The sequence below is a fragment of the Frigidibacter sp. RF13 genome, from assembly GCF_026626305.1.
Classification (GTDB): domain Bacteria; phylum Pseudomonadota; class Alphaproteobacteria; order Rhodobacterales; family Rhodobacteraceae; genus TMP-24.
Window position 1 is genome coordinate 1 of record NZ_JAPNUE010000002.1, and the last position, 16,150, is coordinate 16,150.

13 protein-coding genes and 1 tRNA gene are annotated in these 16,150 nt (G+C 64.2%); 7 read left to right on the forward strand and 7 right to left on the reverse strand.

Translation table 11 applies throughout. The features are described 5' to 3' along the window. The first annotated feature begins 187 nt into the window (after positions 1–187). Positions 188–2,638 carry a DNA topoisomerase (ATP-hydrolyzing) subunit B gene (gene gyrB / locus OU426_RS05640; RefSeq protein ID WP_267632922.1) on the forward strand — a complete coding sequence of 817 codons (2,451 nt, stop codon included), beginning with the start codon at positions 188–190 and terminating at the stop codon, positions 2,636–2,638. Positions 2,639–2,700: 62 nt separating this feature from the next. Here the strand turns inward: gyrB and rtcR are convergent, their stop codons facing one another. Beyond that, a complete protein-coding gene (gene rtcR, locus OU426_RS05645; RefSeq protein ID WP_267632923.1) occupies positions 2,701–4,272 on the reverse strand; it encodes an RNA repair transcriptional activator RtcR in 1,572 nt (523 codons plus the stop codon). Positions 4,273–4,446: 174 nt separating this feature from the next. Between rtcR and OU426_RS05650 the strand changes: the two genes are divergently transcribed. From OU426_RS05650 to OU426_RS05660, 3 genes are all read left to right on the forward strand, one after another. After that, the gene (locus OU426_RS05650) at positions 4,447–6,003 is read left to right on the forward strand and encodes a vWA domain-containing protein (protein WP_267632924.1); all 1,557 of its coding nucleotides are present in this window, start codon (positions 4,447–4,449) and stop codon (positions 6,001–6,003) included. A 207-nt stretch (positions 6,004–6,210) separates the two neighbouring features. Next, a tRNA-Asn gene (locus OU426_RS05655) sits at positions 6,211–6,285 on the forward strand. 257 nt (positions 6,286–6,542) lie between these two features. Then, on the forward strand, positions 6,543–7,961 hold the full coding sequence (locus OU426_RS05660) for an RtcB family protein (protein ID WP_267632925.1): 1,419 nt from the start codon (positions 6,543–6,545) through the stop codon (positions 7,959–7,961). A 182-nt stretch (positions 7,962–8,143) separates the two neighbouring features. Here the strand turns inward: OU426_RS05660 and ccoP are convergent, their stop codons facing one another. Genes ccoP through ccoN form a run of 4 tightly spaced genes read right to left on the reverse strand, consistent with a single transcriptional unit; the run spans position 8,144 to position 11,557 of the window. Next, entirely contained in the window at positions 8,144–9,007 is an 864-nt protein-coding gene (ccoP, locus tag OU426_RS05665) for a cytochrome-c oxidase, cbb3-type subunit III (protein WP_267632926.1), read from the reverse strand. Then, the gene (locus OU426_RS05670) at positions 9,004–9,207 is read right to left on the reverse strand and encodes a cbb3-type cytochrome c oxidase subunit 3 (RefSeq protein WP_267632927.1); all 204 of its coding nucleotides are present in this window, start codon (positions 9,205–9,207) and stop codon (positions 9,004–9,006) included. The genes ccoP and OU426_RS05670 overlap by 4 nt, the downstream gene beginning before the upstream one ends. A 9-nt stretch (positions 9,208–9,216) precedes the next feature. Then, positions 9,217–9,942, reverse strand: coding sequence for a cytochrome-c oxidase, cbb3-type subunit II (gene ccoO, locus OU426_RS05675; protein WP_267632928.1), 726 nt, complete (start codon positions 9,940–9,942; stop codon positions 9,217–9,219). A gap of 13 nt (positions 9,943–9,955) precedes the next feature. Next, positions 9,956–11,557 (reverse strand): cytochrome-c oxidase, cbb3-type subunit I, encoded by a 1,602-nt coding sequence (ccoN, locus tag OU426_RS05680; RefSeq protein ID WP_267632929.1) that lies wholly within the window; start codon positions 11,555–11,557, stop codon positions 9,956–9,958. A gap of 224 nt (positions 11,558–11,781) precedes the next feature. Here ccoN and OU426_RS05685 point away from each other — a divergent pair, with 224 nt between their 5' ends. Further along, complete coding sequence (locus tag OU426_RS05685; RefSeq protein WP_267632930.1) at positions 11,782–12,630, forward strand: universal stress protein; 849 nt, start codon at positions 11,782–11,784, stop codon at positions 12,628–12,630. A gap of 25 nt (positions 12,631–12,655) precedes the next feature. On the opposite strand, the gene OU426_RS05690 is transcribed toward OU426_RS05685, so the two are convergent. Continuing rightward, positions 12,656–13,072, reverse strand: coding sequence for a VOC family protein (locus OU426_RS05690; protein ID WP_267632932.1), 417 nt, complete (start codon positions 13,070–13,072; stop codon positions 12,656–12,658). A gap of 250 nt (positions 13,073–13,322) precedes the next feature. Between OU426_RS05690 and OU426_RS05695 the strand changes: the two genes are divergently transcribed. Further along, positions 13,323–14,762, forward strand: coding sequence for an MFS transporter (locus OU426_RS05695; protein WP_267632933.1), 1,440 nt, complete (start codon positions 13,323–13,325; stop codon positions 14,760–14,762). On the opposite strand, the gene OU426_RS05700 is transcribed toward OU426_RS05695, so the two are convergent. Then, positions 14,750–15,145 carry a hypothetical protein gene (locus OU426_RS05700; RefSeq protein WP_267632934.1) on the reverse strand — a complete coding sequence of 132 codons (396 nt, stop codon included), beginning with the start codon at positions 15,143–15,145 and terminating at the stop codon, positions 14,750–14,752. The genes OU426_RS05695 and OU426_RS05700 overlap by 13 nt on opposite strands. Before the next feature lie 114 nt (positions 15,146–15,259). Here OU426_RS05700 and hemF point away from each other — a divergent pair, with 114 nt between their 5' ends. Further along, complete coding sequence (gene hemF / locus OU426_RS05705) at positions 15,260–16,150, forward strand: oxygen-dependent coproporphyrinogen oxidase (RefSeq protein WP_267632935.1); 891 nt, start codon at positions 15,260–15,262, stop codon at positions 16,148–16,150.

Genomic DNA, 16,150 nt, shown 5'->3' on the forward strand with positions numbered 1-16,150 from the left:
CCCCCCACACCCCAGCCGCCCTCGGCGCCGTGTGTCGCCCGTCTCGGGGGGGGGGGGGGGGGCCCCCCCCCCCCCCCCCCGCGGATCGCCGCCAACGGCGGCGAAACCACAAAATCTTGGGCCTTCCGCGTGACAATCCCGGGCCGAACCCCTATAAAATGGGCAGAAAACGAACAGGCGGACAGGCATGACTGAGAAGGCGCAAAAGCCCGGCGAATACGGCGCGGATTCCATCAAGGTTCTCAAGGGGTTGGAGGCTGTCCGCAAGCGCCCCGGCATGTATATCGGCGATACCGACGACGGCTCGGGCCTGCATCACATGGTCTACGAAGTCGTGGACAACGGTATCGACGAGGCCTTGGCCGGTCACGCGACCGAAGTGGTGGTGAAAATCCATGCTGACGACAGCGTCTCGGTCCGCGACAATGGCCGAGGGATTCCGGTCGACATGCACCCTGAAGAGGGCGTCTCGGCGGCCGAGGTCATCATGACCCAGCTGCATGCGGGCGGAAAGTTCAACAACACCGACGAGGGCGGCAACGCCTACAAGGTCTCGGGCGGCCTGCATGGCGTCGGCGTGTCAGTGGTGAATGCACTCTCCGAATGGCTGGAACTCACCGTCTGGCGTAACGACACCGAATATCGCGCGCGCTTCGAGGATGGCGAATGCACCGTCCATGTGCACGAGGTGGGCCCCGCTCCCGGCAAGCGCGGCACCGAAGTGCGCTTCCTGGCGTCCGCCAAGACCAATCGGCCGGACGGCACCTTTTCGGACCTCGACTATCAGTTCAAGACACTTGAAAACCGTCTGCGCGAACTGGCTTTCCTCAATTCCGGCGTCCGCATCGTGATCGAGGACGACCGCCACGCCGAGCCGATCCAGACCGAGTTGTTCTACGAAGGCGGTGTTCGGGAATTCGTGAAATATCTCGACCGCTCCAAGCAGTCGGTGATGGCAGAGCCAATCTACATGACAGGCGAACGTGCCGGGATCGGCGTTGAGGTCGCCATGTGGTGGAACGACAGCTACCATGAAAGCGTACTGCCCTTTACGAACAACATCCCCCAGCGCGACGGTGGCACGCACCTTGCGGGCTTCCGTGGCGCGCTGACCCGCACCATCAACAATTACGCGCAATCCTCCGGTATCGCCAAACGTGAGAAGGTCGATTTCACCGGCGACGACGCGCGCGAGGGGCTGACCTGCGTCTTGTCCGTGAAGGTGCCCGACCCGAAATTTTCCAGCCAGACCAAGGATAAGCTGGTGTCGTCCGAGGTTCGCCCGGCGGTCGAGAATCTGGTGAACGAGAAGCTTGCCGAATGGTTCGAGGAGAACCCCGCCCAGGCCAAGATCATCGTCGGCAAGATCATCGAGGCCGCGCTGGCCCGCGAAGCCGCCCGCAAGGCCCGCGAACTCACGCGCCGCAAGACGGCGATGGATGTGGCCTCGCTGCCCGGCAAGCTGGCGGACTGTCAGGAAAAGGACCCCGCTCTATCGGAGCTCTTCCTCGTCGAGGGTGACTCGGCTGGCGGGTCCGCCAAGCAGGGCCGCGAAAGGAAGAACCAGGCCGTCCTGCCGCTCCGCGGAAAGATCCTGAACGTCGAGCGTGCGCGTTTCGACCGGATGCTCTCGTCCGAACAGATAGGCACGCTGATCACCGCGCTTGGAACGGGCATCGGACGCGACGAGTTCAATGTCGACAAGCTGCGCTACCACAAGATCATCATCATGACCGACGCCGATGTCGACGGCGCCCATATCCGCACGCTTTTGCTGACCTTCTTCTTCCGCCAGATGCCCGACCTGATCGAACGCGGGCACCTCTACATCGCCCAGCCGCCGCTTTACAAAGTGGCGCGCGGCAAGTCCGAGGTCTATCTGAAGGACCAGGCCGCACTGGAGGATTACCTCGTCCAGGCCGGGATCGACGGCGCGGTACTGAAGCTCGGCTCGGGCGAAGAAATCACCGGCGCGGACCTCGCGCGCGTGATCGAGGAAGCGCGCGTGGTCAAGCGCATCCTCGGCGCCTTCCCGACCCATTATCCCCGCCATATCCTCGAACAGGCGGCGATCGCAGGGGCGCTGATGCCCGGCCGGGTCGATGCCGACGCCCAGGGCGTGGCGAACGAGGTCGCGCGGCGGCTCGACGAGGTTGCGGTCGAATATGAACGCGGCTGGTCCGGTCGCCCGACACAGGATCACGGCCTGCGCTTCGCCCGCGCGCTACGCGGCGTCGAGGAGGTGCGGACATTGGATGGCCCGGTCCTGCGCTCCGGCGAAAGCCGCCGCCTTGCCACGCATACGCAAAGCCTGCAGGAAACCTACGGCGCGCTCGCCCGTCTCGTTCGGAAGGACAAGGAGCAGCCGATCCATGGCCCGACCGAGCTTCTGGCCGCGATCCTCGCCGAAGGCGAGAAGGGCCTGACGCTGCAGCGCTACAAGGGCCTTGGCGAAATGAACCCCGAGCAGCTCTGGGAAACCACGCTCGACGCCTCGGCCCGCACGCTTCTGCAGGTGAAGGTCGACGATCTGGCCGAGGCCGAGGACATCTTCACCAAGCTGATGGGCGATGTCGTCGAACCGCGCCGCGAATTCATTCAGCAGAATGCACTGAGCGTCGAGAATCTGGATTTCTAGAGTCTTGCAGGGGTGCGCATAGCTCTGCAGCTGCGGCATTATTCTACGTTTATTGCGCCTATTCATCCGGCCAGCATGGACCAGTCCAAGCCGAAGCGCTGGAGGTATTTCCTGAGGCGATCGGCGTCGTTCACAGTCTTGCGCTGCTTGCGCGACACGGAGAAGAGGCAACGCCCGGCATCGCTGAGGCTGGAGGAGCTTCGGCAGGTGCGGATCACCTCGGCAAGCTGCACACGATCGAAAGGGTCGATGTCGGCTGCGGCGTCACCGAGGGTATCTGCGATCAGGCGATGATCGTCATCCGCATTGGCCCCCCGCCAATCCTTCCGGAGTCCCTCGATCTCCTCCTCGACCATTGGACGGGTGATCCTACCGCGCGGCGCGAGTGTACAAAGCCGCCGGATGGAACTGCCGAAATCACGAAAGTTGCCCAGCCAGGGTGTGGCCGGGTCGCGGGCGAAGCGCAGGAAGAGGTCGCGTGCATCGGTGCTAAATCCGACCTGTGCACCAAGCTCGCGTTCCGCGCGCGAGAGTTCGAATACAAGGTTCGCCTCGATATCCTCGCGCCGGTCGCGCAGGGCGGGCAGGCGGAAGCTCCACATGTTGAGCCGGGCCAGCAGATCGGGACGGAACCTGCCCTCAGCCGTCAGGCGCACCGGATCACGGCTGGTTCCGGCGATGACCTGGAAGCGGCTGGTCACCTCATGATCGGAGCCTAGGGGATAGTAGCGCCCGGTCTCGATCGCATGGAGGAGCGCGGCCTGTTCGTCGAGCCCGAGTTCGTCAACCTCATCGAGGAACAGCACCCCGCCGCTCGCCTCATGCAACAGCCCGCTGCGCTCGCTACCCGCTTGTCCGGTATGGCTGCGCCTTTGGCCGAATAGCGTCGCCAATGCCGAACTGCCCCGCAATGTAGCGCAGTTGATCTGGACCAGCCGCCCCTTCACCCGCCGCCGTTGAAGCTTCAGTTCGTAGATGCGTTGCGCAAGTTCAGTCTTTCCGGTGCCGCTCTCGCCCAAAAGTAGGATCGGCGCGTCCGATGTACCCGCCACCAGCTCGATCCGATCAATGACCGCATTGTAGGAGGCGCTGCGCGTCTCGATCCCGCCCTTCAGAAGGTCGCTGTATTCGCGGGCCAAAAGGTCGAAACGCTGCTGCAGCGCGTTGTAGCGGCTGAGGTCAAGGTCGATGATGTCGAGCGTACCCGGTCCATCATCCTCGCCGCGCGGCGGGCCGGTCTGGGCGAGCTTCGCGGGCACATGGCGACTTTCGGTCAGCAGGAACCAGCAGATCTGTGCCACATGCGTGCCGGTCGTCAGGTGAACGAAATACTGCTCGCGGTCCTCGTCGAAGCCGTAGTCGCGGGCAAGGTCGAAGAGCTTTCCGTAGACCTCCTGAAAGTCCCAAGGATTTGCAAGGTCGAGGCGGCGCAGCAGAACCTCGGTTTCTGGGGACAAGCCCTCGATCTCCCGCCGGACATGCTCGGCGAGGCCCAGATGCCGCCCGTCATGCAGAAGTTCCAGCCGGTGAACCGGAAAATCGGGGTGGCTGCAAAGGCTTACGCTCGGCTTCCAGCGCTTGCGTTTGCCCATATCGAGCTGGGTGCCGAGGAAGCCGATGACCACATTGCGCATACCATATCCGATTGGATAATTTCGTATATTCATGTATCGTATACATGGTACCTCAATCCAGCAATATCCGATATTCTTATTTTATTACAACGGTTTATGGAGAATCCACGTTTTTCTCGGCATCCCCCGAATCCCATGCCACAAGGTCCTCGTAGAAAAGAGGACGAGAGAAAAATGGCGAACAAATCCGTGTTTGCATCGATCAAGGGCCGGTTGCTGCCGAAGGCGACCGCGAGGAACGCCGAAGGCGCACCGGCCTACGCTTACTCCGATGCCCATGCGCTCGCGCAGGTTGCCGTGACCGGGACGTTCGGCGGCATGTTCTACACCGATCCACAGGACGAGCTGGAATATGTCGTCGATCTGGCCGAGACGGTCGAGCCGCGCTTTCTGGCTCAGGCTGCGGTCTATGCCCGCCAGTCGGGTTACATGAAGGACATGCCGGCGGTGCTGCTCGCAGTTCTGGCCCGGCGCGATCCGGTCCTGTTCCGCGCGGTCTTTGGCCGCGTGGTCGATAACGGCAAGATGCTGCGCACTTTCGTGCAGGTCGTGCGGTCGGGTCAGACTGGGCGCAAGTCGCTCGGTTCAGCGCCGAAGGCGATGGTTCAGGCCTTGCTGAACGGCGCGTCCGACCGGGCGCTTCTGGCGGCCAACATCGGCAACGACCCCTCCCTGGCCGACGTGATCCGCATGGTGCACCCGAAGCCGGAGAGCAAGGAGCGTGAGGCGTTCTTTGCCTGGATCGTCGGGCGGCCCTGCAATCTTGCCCTGCTGCCGCAGGCGGTGCAGGACTGGCTGGCCTTCAAGGCGACGGGCAAGGGTCCGGTTCCGGATGTGCCGTTCCAGATGCTCACGCAACTGGAACTGTCGCCGCAGCACTGGGCGCGGATCGCGCGCAAAGGATCGTGGCAGATGGTGCGCCAGAACCTGAACACGTTCCATCGTCACGGTGTTTTCGGCGTGACGAAGAACGTGGCCCATATCGCGGCCCTGCTGCGTGACCCTGAAGCTATCGGCAAGGCGAGTGCCTTCCCGTATCAGCTGATGGTCGCGGCGCAGAACCTGGCCGCCGACATGCCGCGCGAGATCGTCGAGGCGCTGCACGACGCGATGGAAATCGCCGTGCGGAACGTACCGAAGATCGCCGGTCAGGTCGTTGTGTGCCCGGACGTTTCCGGCTCCATGACGTGGTCGGTGAACGGGTATCGCCCGGGTGCGACCTCGGTCGTGCGGCATGTGGATGTTGCGGCCCTCGTGGCAGCCGCGTTTCAGCGGGTAAACCGCGGATGCCAGGTTCTGCCGTTCGACACGGCCGTGCGCGACGTGCGTCTTGAGCCGCGCGACACGATCCTGACGAACGCGGAGCGTCTGGCTGCCCTCGCGGGTGGCGGGACGACCTGCTCGGCGCCGCTGAAGTGGCTGAACGATCGCGGCCGGTCTCCGGACCTCGTGGTCTTTGTGTCCGACAACCAGTCCTGGGTCGACGCCCGGGCGGGCGGGCAGGGAACTGCGATGCTGGCGGAGTGGGAGAAGGTGAAACGACGGAACCCGAAGGCCAAACTGGTCTGCATCGACATCGCGCCCTACGGCACGACGCAGGCGCAGACCCGTGAGGATGTGCTGAATATCGGCGGGTTCTCGGACGTGGTCTTCGACCAGATCGCGGCCTTTGCCGAAGGTCGGACCGGCCCGGATCATTGGGTCGGCGAGATCGGCAAGATCGAACTGTGAAACGGTGTCAGTCGGAATGGTCCGCCTGACCCTCCCCAAAACGGAAGGAACGAAATTCTCGGCGAATGCCGGTGGAACTACAGATTGTCACTCTCCAGGTCGCGGGTTCGAATCCCGCCGTGCCGTCGCCCTTCTGGGACCGGCGCGTAGCTCAGGCGGGTAGAGCGGGACGTTTCACCAAACCCTTGTCGCCGGGGCCATCAACATTCGGCTGTAGCTCAGCGGCAGAGCGCCTGACTGTTAATCAGGATGTCGTTGGTTCGACCCCAACCAGCCGAGCCAGAATTGAAAGGAACGACCCGGGGGAATGCCCGTGGGAGTACATCGCTTGAACCGACTGCCGAAAGGCCTCTCACGAACCCCTTGTCCCCCGGGACCAATATCAGACGCGACGAATGCCGGTGGAACTACATCTAATCATATGGTCGCGGGTTCAAATCCCGCCATCGCGTCCCCGCGATGTAGCTCAGCCCGGTAGAGCATATGCAACGTTTAGCCACACCCTTGTCGCCGTGACCTCTATCGAGTGAGTTTGGGACATGACTGAAGACAACAAGACCTTCGACCCCGTGACGGGCGAGCAGCTGAAAGACTGGGGTCACCGCCCCGGCAAGCATTTTCCCGCACTACTGGCGCGGGCGAATGAAATGCGCGCGGCCGGACTTGGCCTTGTCCGTATTCGCTCTGAACTGGAGGGAGAGATCCCTCCGGAACCGGTGACGATGGACCTGCGCGCGCCCGGTGCGGTGCCGTTTCACGAGAATATCGACATCGGTGATCCCGACGAAGAGGACAATGTCCTCAAGGTCCGCGCCACGATGACGGAACTGATGCGGACGCCGACGATCGAGGCGGGCGCGATCATGCCCGATGCCTGTCCGGCGGGCCCTGTCGGTACGATCCCAGTGGGCGGCGTTGCGGCGGCGCGGAACGCGATCCATCCCGGCATGCATTCGGCCGATATCTGCTGCTCGGTAATGATCACCGATCTCGGGTCCGCCGATCCGAAGGCGGTGCTGGATGCTGCGCAATCGGTCACGCATTTCGGGCCCGGCGGTCGTCCGCAGGGCAACCGCTTCACCGTATCGCTCGATCTTCTCGATGCGTTTCGCGCGAATGCGTTTCTGTCGAACCCCAAGGCCCTGCGCATGGCGCAGGAGCATATGGGGACGCAGGGTGACGGCAACCATTTCCTCTTCGTCGGCCGCTCGCGCAAGACTGGGCGGACTGCGATCGTGACCCACCACGGCTCACGCGGTCCGGGGGCGGTGCTCTACAAGCTGGGCATGGAGGTCGCCGAGCGCTATCGCAAGGAACTGTCGCCCGGAACAGCGAAGCAGAACGCCTGGATCCCCGCCGACACCGAGGAGGGTCGCGACTACTGGGCAGCGCTGCAGTTGATCCGCAAATGGACCAAGGCCAATCACAACGCTATCCATCAGGCGACGGTGGACGCCGCGCGGGGCGATACGGGCGACCGGTTCTGGAACGAACACAACTTCGTCTTCCGGCGCGGCGACATCTACCTGCACGGCAAGGGCGCGACCCCGGCCTGGGGTGACTATGCCGCCGACGCGACCGGGCTGACGCTGATCCCGCTCAACATGTCCGAGCCGGTGCTGGTGGTACGCGGCAAGGATGCGCCGAAGGGATTGGGCTTCAGCCCGCACGGGGCGGGGCGCAATTTCTCTCGTTCAGAGCACAGGCGGCGCATGGGCAGGATGACGCCCGAGCAGATGCTGAAGGCCGAGACCGAAGGGCTCGACATCCGCTTCCATGCTGGAGTGGTCGATACGTCGGAATTGCCGTCGGGCTACAAGAAGTCGTCGTCCGTGGTCGATCAGATCAAATCCTACGATCTGGCGGCGATCGAGGACTATATCGACCCCTTCGGCTGCATCATGGCGGGCGATGTGCCCCCGTTCTGGGCAAAGAAAAAGGGGCCAATGCGCGCCTAGCGCAGCCAAAAAGGCAGAGGCTCGTTGCGCCGATCTGAGCAGCACGAACGCCCGACAAGGGTGGATCGCGGTGACGCTCTGCTTCTGAAACAGGTCAGAACGCACCGGCGCCCTCAGGAAACGCGCGAACAGGACGGGCGCCGGTGCGTATCGCCGGGGCGTCGAGGCGCCCCGACGAATGCTTATTCGCCACCGCCAAGGCTGTGAACGTAGATCGCAACCGCGCGGATGTCGGATTCGCTCAGGCGGCCTGTCCAGGCGGGCATCACGCCGAAACGCGCCTTGGTAACGGTTTCCGTCAGCGCGGCTGCATCGCCGCCGAAGAGCCAGATCGCGTCGGTCAGGTTCGGTGCGCCCTGTGCGCGGTCGCCTGTGCCCTGATCGCCGTGGCAGGCGGCACAATTGTCGGCGAAGACCGTAGCCCCGGCCGCGGCCAGCGCCGCGTCATGCTCCTGTCCCGAGATTGCGAGGACGTGGTTCACCACCGCGTCGATGTCGCCCTTTTCCAGAATCTCGCCGAAGGCGGGCATCTGCGAGAAGCGGGCGTCCGCGTCGGTCGTGTTGCGGATGCCGTGGCTGATCGTCAAGTGGATGTCGTCGATCGTGCCCCCCCAGAGCCAGTCATTGTCGAGAAGGTTCGGGAAGCCCTTGGCGCCACCTGCCCCCGCGCCGTGGCACTGCGCGCACCAGGTCGAGAAGACCGCCTTGCCCGCGTTCTGGGCGAAGGGGCCAAGCTCGGGGTCGGCCGCGATCGCGTCGAGCGGCGCGGCGGCGAGTTTTGCTTCGATCGCGGCATTCGCATCGTCGAAGGCCTTGATCTCGGCCGCAACCTCGGCCCGCGTCGACCCGCCCCAAAGCCCGTGGGTCACGCCATTCACCAGTGGCCAGGCCGGGTAGAGGATCGTATAGCCGATCCCCCAGACGATGGTCGCGTAGAAGATCCAGAGCCACCAGCGCGGCATCGGATTGTCGAACTCCTCGATTCCGTCCCACTGATGACCCGTGGTCGGAGGCGGCGCCTTCTTGTCTACAGGTTTCTTGCTCATCGTCCCGTCTCCTTCACCCCTGCCGCAGGCGCGGCGCGGGCGGGTCTGTCTTCATAGCGGAAGGGAATTTGCGACACGTCCTCATGCACCGCGCGCGACCCGGGCCGGAAGGCCCAGAGGATCACACCGATGAAGACCGTGAAGAGCGCCAGAAGCGCCCAGCTGTCGGCGAATTCCCTGAGGATGGAGTAAAGGTCCATGTCCGCCCCCTATCGCTGCGGGTCCGGTTCGAAGGTCGAGAAATCGACCATCGTGCCCAGAACCTGAAGATAGGCCACCAGCGCGTCCATCTCGCTGATCCCGGGTTGCGCGTCAAAGTTTGCGACGTTCGCTTTGGGATAGCGGGCCAGAAGCCCCTCGGTATCGGCATCGGGCGAAGCCTGAGCCTTGAAGTCTTCCTTCGCGGCCTCGATCATTTCGGACGTGTAGGGCACACCCACCAGCGCGTCGGTTTCAAGCCGCGCCACGATATGCTCGGGCTCGATCATGCGGTCGGTCAGGAAGCCATACTTTGGCATCACCGATTCCGGCACGACCGATTGCGGGTCGGTCAGGTGGGCGACATGCCATTCGTCGGAATAGCGGCCGCCGACGCGGGCAAGGTCCGGCCCGGTGCGCTTCGAGCCCCACTGGAACGGATGGTCGTACATCGATTCCGCCGCGAGGCTGTAATGGCCATAGCGCTCGACCTCGTCCCGCATCGGGCGGATCATCTGGCTGTGGCAGACATAGCAGCCTTCGCGGACATAGATGTCGCGGCCCGTGAGTTCCAGCGGCGTATAGGGGCGCACGCCTTCCACCTTCTCGATCGTGTTCTGCAGATAGAAGAGCGGTGCGATCTCCACGATCCCGCCGATCGTCACCACCAGAAGCGAACCCACGAGGAGGAGCGTGGCGTTCTTTTCGAGGATCTTGTGTTTTTCGAGAATTGCCATGGTCCGGCCCCCCTTATTCGGCCGGGATCGCGACGCCGAGCCCGGCACGAGCCGGTTGCTTGGCGACGGTTGCCCAGAGATTGTAGAGCATGATGAGGGCCCCGGTCAGGAACAAAGTCCCGCCCAGCGCGCGCACCACATACATCGGGAACTTGGCGGCGACCGTGTCGGCAAAGGCGTTCACGAGGAAGCCGTTCGCATCCACTTCACGCCACATCAGGCCCTCCATGATGCCGGTCACCCACATCGAGGCGGCGTAGAGCACGATGCCGATGGTGGCGAGCCAGAAGTGCCAGTTCACAAGGCTGAGGCTGTAGAGCCCGTCGCGCTTCCAGAGCTTCGGCACAAGATAGTAGAGGACGCCGAAGGTGATCATGCCGTTCCAGCCCAGTGCGCCGGAATGGACGTGGCCGATGGTCCAGTCGGTGTAGTGGGAAAGCGAGTTCACTGCCTTGATCGACATCATCGGCCCTTCGAAGGTCGACATGGCGTAGAAGCCGATCGAGATGACCATCATCCTGAGGATCGGGTCAGTGCGAAGTTTGTCCCACGCGCCCGAGAGCGTCATAAGCCCGTTGATCGCGCCGCCCCAGGACGGCATCCACAGGATGACCGAGAAGACCATGCCCAAGGTCGCGGCCCAGTCGGGCAGCGCGGTATAGTGCAGGTGGTGGGGACCGGCCCAGATGTAAAGGAAGATCAGCGCCCAGAAGTGGATGATCGACAGTTTGTAGCTATAGACTGGGCGCTCAGCCTGTTTGGGCACGAAGTAATACATCATGCCGAGGAAGCCTGCGGTCAGGAAGAAGCCCACAGCATTGTGGCCGTACCACCATTGCGTCATCGCATCCTGCACGCCCGAGAAGAGCTGCACCGACTTCGATCCGAAGATCGAGACCGGGATCGAGATGTTGTTCACCAGATGCAGCATGGCGACGGTGACGATGAACGACAGAAGGAACCAGTTCGCCACGTAGATATGGGGTTCCTTGCGCTTGAACAGCGTGCCCATGAAGGTGACGAGGAAGGCGACCCAGACGATCGTCAGCCACCAGTCGACATACCATTCAGGCTCGGCATATTCCTTCGATTGGGTAGCGCCGAGGATATAGCCGGTCGCGGCCAGCACGATCACCAGTTGATAGCCCCAGAAGACGAACCAGGCGAGATTTCCGCCCCAAAGCCGCGCGGCCGTAGTGCGCTGCACGATGTAGAAGGTCGACATGATCAGGGCGTTGCCGCCGAAGGCGAAGATGACCGCGGATGTGTGCAGCGGGCGCAGTTTGCCGAAGTTCAGATAGCCCTGCGTCAGGTCCGACAGGTTCAGCGCCGGAAAGGCCAGCTGGAATGCGATGATCACGCCGACCAGAAAACCCACGACACCCCAGAGCGTGGTGGCAATCGCCCCTGCCCTGACAACGCCATCGTTATATTCGTCCTCAGGATGCACCCGCACGTCACCCGCCGTCCTGAGCGCCCAGACGAATGTCGCGGCGGCGGCCAGCATGACGGTCAGCGCGTTCACCATATAGGCCAGGTCATGCGCGTAATTGGCCGCGATGGCGGCCAGAACCGCGATCGCCGCCAGCACGGCAAGCTTGATGTAATCCCACATTTTCGCGTCCCTTCGTCGCTTCGCGGGTTCGGACAGGACAGAGTCCCACCCCCCGTTCACTGACCGGCACTTAGTCCGGTCCCCACCCGTTTCACATTGATCTGGGTCAAGCCGCAAGCGCGCGCTTTGATCCGCGTCAAAGCGGCGCATTGGGCCTGAGCTATCTTTGCATGGCAGCGACCCCCATATCGGGGGTGCCCGGATCATCCCGGAGGGAGAGACGAATGGCTTACAAATCCATCCTGACCGTTGTCACCGCGGCCAAATCGGCCGCCGCCCAGATCGACGCCGCCGTGGCGCTTGCCCGGCGCGAGGACGCGCATCTTGACGTTCTCTGCCTGTCCATAGACCGCACACAGAGCGGCTATTACTATATCGGGGCCGCGCCCATGGCGCCGATCGTTCTGCAGGAAACGCTCCAGCAGGCAGAAAAAGAGGCAAAAGCGATCGAAACCGCCGTCCGCGCCCAGCTTGCGCCCGAGGATATCCGCTGGGCTGTCGATACCGCCATCGCCCAGATGGGCGCGGTCGGGCCGGAGGTCGGGCGGCTCGCGCGGTTCGCCGACCTTGTGGTGGTGCCCCAGCCCTATGGCGCGGGATCCGATTCGGAGCAGGAGCAGATCCTCGAATCGGCGCTGTTCGATGGGCGCGCCGCCGTGATGATGCTGCCGCCCGGAAAGGTCGACGCCGACTACGGCCGCCGCATCGTCGTCGCCTGGAACCAGAGCGATCAGTCGATGGCGGCGATCCGGGCCGCCCTGCCGGCGCTGAAGGCCGCGTCTTTCGTCGATGTTGCCGTCGTCGCTCCGCCCGCGCACGGGCCGGAACGGTCAGACCCCGGCGGCATGCTGTCGCAATTCCTGTCGCGCCACGGCATCCGCACCGAGGTGTCAGTGCTGGCAAAGACGCTGCCCCATGTCTCCGACCAGCTTTGCCGCCATATCGAGGATGTGAATGCCGACCTTCTGGTCATGGGCGCCTACGGCCATTCCCGCTTCCGCGAGGCGATCCTTGGCGGCACGACGCTGGAAATGCTGGAAAAATCGCCGGTGCCGGTGTTGACCGCGCATTGAGCGTCTGGATTATACCTGGCCTCGGTCAGTCTGGTCGCGGCGGCTCATCCCGGCTGTTGCAGTAGAGCGCGATCTTGTTGCCCTGCGGATCGCGCAGATAGGCAACGTAGAAATGCGGGCCATAGGCAGCGCGAAAACCCGGCGCGCCCTCGTTCCGCCCGCCTGCTGCCAGCGCGGCGGTATGAAGGTAGCGCACCAAGGCCTGGGTTTCGACGCGGAACGCCACCATCGTGCCGTTGCCGACCGATGCGCCCTGCCCGTCGAACGGATGGCGGACGTAAATATCCACCGGTGCCTGCCGGTCGTCCGGTCCGCCGGGAAGCGAACAGCTCAGCCCCTCGGCCGACATCGCCAGTTCATAGCCAAGGCGCGGCAGGAAGGCGGAATAGAACCTTTCCGCCGCCCCCATGTCATCGGCGCCGAGCGTTACATACCCTATCATGCCGCCTTCGCCTTCCGTGTTGGATCAAGCGTCCGGTGCGTTCGGGCGCTGCCCCGGTGAATGATACAGATGCGCCGTGTATCACAACAGCCATTGCTTCCGCCTGGGGAATGGTGATTCCATCCGACGTCGGGCGCAATAGCCCCTGCCTGCTAATTCCAGCAATGGTCCAGCGTGCGGAGAAAGCACTTGATCTCAACCTAGCTTGAGAAATTAGAAGGTCCCGAGACTCAATCTGGAAGAGCGGATCATGACGGGAACGACCGAGGAAATGGATGCGGCGCATGTGCCCTGGCGGGAGGTTCTGACGCGCGCGCAGATGTCGTCCCTGATGCTCGTCTGCCTTGGCGTCTGGCTGCATGCGGCCGATGCGCTGATCGTGGCGACGATGATGCCCGCCATCGTCGCATCGGTCGGCGGCGAGGAATATGTCGCCTGGTCGATCGCGCTTTACGAAATCGGCACGATCCTCGCGGGCGCAACCGGGGCCTGGCTGACGCGCCGCGTCGGCCTCAGGAAGCCTATGGGAGGCGCGGCTCTGATCTTCGCGGCGGGCTGTATGCTCAGCGCCGTCGCGCCGACGATGCCCATTCTCCTGATCGGGCGGCTCCTACAGGGGATCGGCGGCGGCGGGCTGACGGCCATGTCCTTCATCGCCATGAACCGGCTGTTCGCCGCGCGCCATCTGGCCCGCGTCATGGCGGTGATTTCGGTCCTCTGGGGCGGCGCGGCCTTTCTCGGCCCGCTGGTCGGCGGGGTGTTCGCCGAACATCTGGGCTGGCGCTGGGGCTTTGTCTTCTTCGGCGCACAGGCGCTGGCGCTCGCCGTCTGGATCCTTCTGATCCTGCGCCTGCCGCCCGCCGCCGGGTCCGTCGCGCAGGGCGGTCGGTTGCCGCTCGGGCGGCTCGCGCTCCTCGGGCTCGGGATCCTTGCCGTGGCCTGGGCCGGGATCGGCATTTCGCCGCTTCGTACCAGCCTGCTTCTCATGTCCGGTCTCGCCGCGCTCACCCTCTTCCTTGTCGCCGACGAGCGGGCAGGCGTGGACCGCCTTCTGCCGCGCCGCCCGCTTGATCCGCGCACGCCGATCGGCGCGGCGCAGCTGATGAACCTCGCGATGAGCGTGGCGACCATCGCGCTGATCGCCTACGGACCCCTCCTGATGGTGTTGATCCACGACGCGTCGCCGACCGAGGCCGGGATGGTGCTGGCGGTCGAAGCGATCGCCTGGACGGTGGCGGCCTTTGCCTTCTCCGGCGCGCCGGAAAGCCGCGATCCGTTCCATATCGCGCTTGGTATCTGCTGCGTGGCGGCGGGGGTCGCCAGCGCCATCTGGATCCTGCCGCACGGACCCTTGGCCCTGATCACCATCCCCTCGGGCCTTCAGGGTTTCGGCTTCGGCCTCGCCTGGACCTTCGTGCTGCGCCGCGCGCGCCGCCTGACGGCGCCGGACGACCTAGACCGTCTATCCGGCGCCTCCTCGACCATCGGCCATTTCGGCTATGCGTTCGGGGCGGCGCTTCTGGGCATCCTCGCCAACGCGATGGGTTTCAGCACCGAAATGACGGCGCCCGAAGCCGCCCATCTGGCGCGCGGCCTCTTCATCGGCTGCCTGCCCGCGCTCGCCATCGGGCTCTATGCCACCTGGCGGTTCACGCGACGCGGTGCGGCGGAACCGGCCTATTCCGGATAGGCGGCCTTGCAGGCCGCGACGGCGGGCGCGGCGGCCTTCATCAGCGCCGCCCGCCGTTCGAAAAGTCCTGCGAGCTTGCGCTTCTCTGCCGCCGGATCGATCGGTACTTCTTCGCGCACCGTATCCTCCTGCGGCTCCCAGCACATCTGGGTACGAACCCGGGTGCCCGGCGTGTGCGGGCCCGGGGCGATACAGGCGACCCAGGCCCAGCGCGTCACCTCGCGGTATTCATAGGCATAGCCGCGCGCGAGGTTGCCTTGGGTCTCGGCGATCAGCCGTTCGATCTTTCTCAGCTCCCCGGTCTCGCGGCGGATGCACTGCTCCTGCGGTGTGCCGCAGGCAACGAGGGCAAGTGGGATCAGCAGAAGGGCACGGGTACGCATGGCAACGCTCCTTGAATACAGCCGGAGTCTACTCCGCCGCCGCCTGCGCGCAAGGGTCGCTATGGCCGGTCCGGCGGGAACCTGCTAGCAGGAAAGCATGGGAAAGGGCCGCAGATGACCGAGACGTTCGACCGCGAAAAGACCGAAGCTTCCGACTGGTTCCGCACCTTGCGCGATCGGATCGTCGCGGCTTTCGAGGGGCTGGAGGATAGCCATCTGTCCGGCCCGTTCGCCGACCGCGCGGCGGGTCGGTTCGACGTGACGCCTACCGTGCGCACGGCCGAAGACGGCGGTGACGCGGGCGGCGGGCTGATGAGCGTGATGCGCGGCGGCCGGGTGTTCGAGAAGGTGGGAGTGAATGTCTCGACCGTGCACGGTCGTCTGGGTGAAAGGGCGCAGAAAGCGATGGCGGCGCGCGGCGTTCCCGGAATGACGGAGGATCCCCGCTTCTGGGCGTCGGGCATCAGCCTCGTTGCCCATATGCAGAACCCCCATGCGCCCGCCGTCCATATGAACACCAGAATGTTCTGGACGCCGCATGCCTTCTGGTTCGGTGGCGGCGCCGACCTTAACCCCTGCATCGAATATGCCGAGGATACCGCGCATTTCCACGCCGCGCTGCAGGGCGCCTGCGATGCCCACGACCCGGATTACTACGCCCGCTTCAAGGCCTGGGCGGACGAATATTTCTTCATCCCGCACCGGGGCCGGGCGCGCGGCGTAGGCGGCATTTTCTTCGACGATCTGAACAGCGGCGACTGGCAGGCGGACTTCGCTTTCACCCGCTCGGTGGGCGAGGCTTTCCTGCCTGCCTTCCTGCCGCTCGTCGACCGCCGCCGCGCCACGCCCTGGAGCGAGGCGGAAAAGGACCGGCAGCTTGTCCATCGCGGGCTCTATGCCGAATATAACCTCGTCTACGACCGGGGCACCAAGTTCGGGCTTGAGACCGGACATGATGCCAATGCGGTTCTGATGAGCCTGCCGCCGTTGGCCAAGTGGGTCTGA

Coding starts and splice junctions, on each gene's coding strand:
- ccoO (WP_267632928.1), bottom strand. CDS start 9,942: ATGGCAATTCTCGAAAAACACAAGATCCTCGAAAAGAACGCCACGCTC.
- gyrB (WP_267632922.1), top strand. CDS start 188: ATGACTGAGAAGGCGCAAAAGCCCGGCGAATACGGCGCGGATTCCATC.
- rtcR (WP_267632923.1), bottom strand. CDS start 4,272: ATGCGCAATGTGGTCATCGGCTTCCTCGGCACCCAGCTCGATATGGGC.
- OU426_RS05650 (WP_267632924.1), top strand. CDS start 4,447: ATGGCGAACAAATCCGTGTTTGCATCGATCAAGGGCCGGTTGCTGCCG.
- OU426_RS05695 (WP_267632933.1), top strand. CDS start 13,323: ATGACGGGAACGACCGAGGAAATGGATGCGGCGCATGTGCCCTGGCGG.
- ccoP (WP_267632926.1), bottom strand. CDS start 9,007: ATGAGCAAGAAACCTGTAGACAAGAAGGCGCCGCCTCCGACCACGGGT.
- OU426_RS05700 (WP_267632934.1), bottom strand. CDS start 15,145: ATGCGTACCCGTGCCCTTCTGCTGATCCCACTTGCCCTCGTTGCCTGC.
- ccoN (WP_267632929.1), bottom strand. CDS start 11,557: ATGTGGGATTACATCAAGCTTGCCGTGCTGGCGGCGATCGCGGTTCTG.
- hemF (WP_267632935.1), top strand. CDS start 15,260: ATGACCGAGACGTTCGACCGCGAAAAGACCGAAGCTTCCGACTGGTTC.
- OU426_RS05690 (WP_267632932.1), bottom strand. CDS start 13,072: ATGATAGGGTATGTAACGCTCGGCGCCGATGACATGGGGGCGGCGGAA.
- OU426_RS05660 (WP_267632925.1), top strand. CDS start 6,543: ATGACTGAAGACAACAAGACCTTCGACCCCGTGACGGGCGAGCAGCTG.
- OU426_RS05670 (WP_267632927.1), bottom strand. CDS start 9,207: ATGGACCTTTACTCCATCCTCAGGGAATTCGCCGACAGCTGGGCGCTT.
- OU426_RS05685 (WP_267632930.1), top strand. CDS start 11,782: ATGGCTTACAAATCCATCCTGACCGTTGTCACCGCGGCCAAATCGGCC.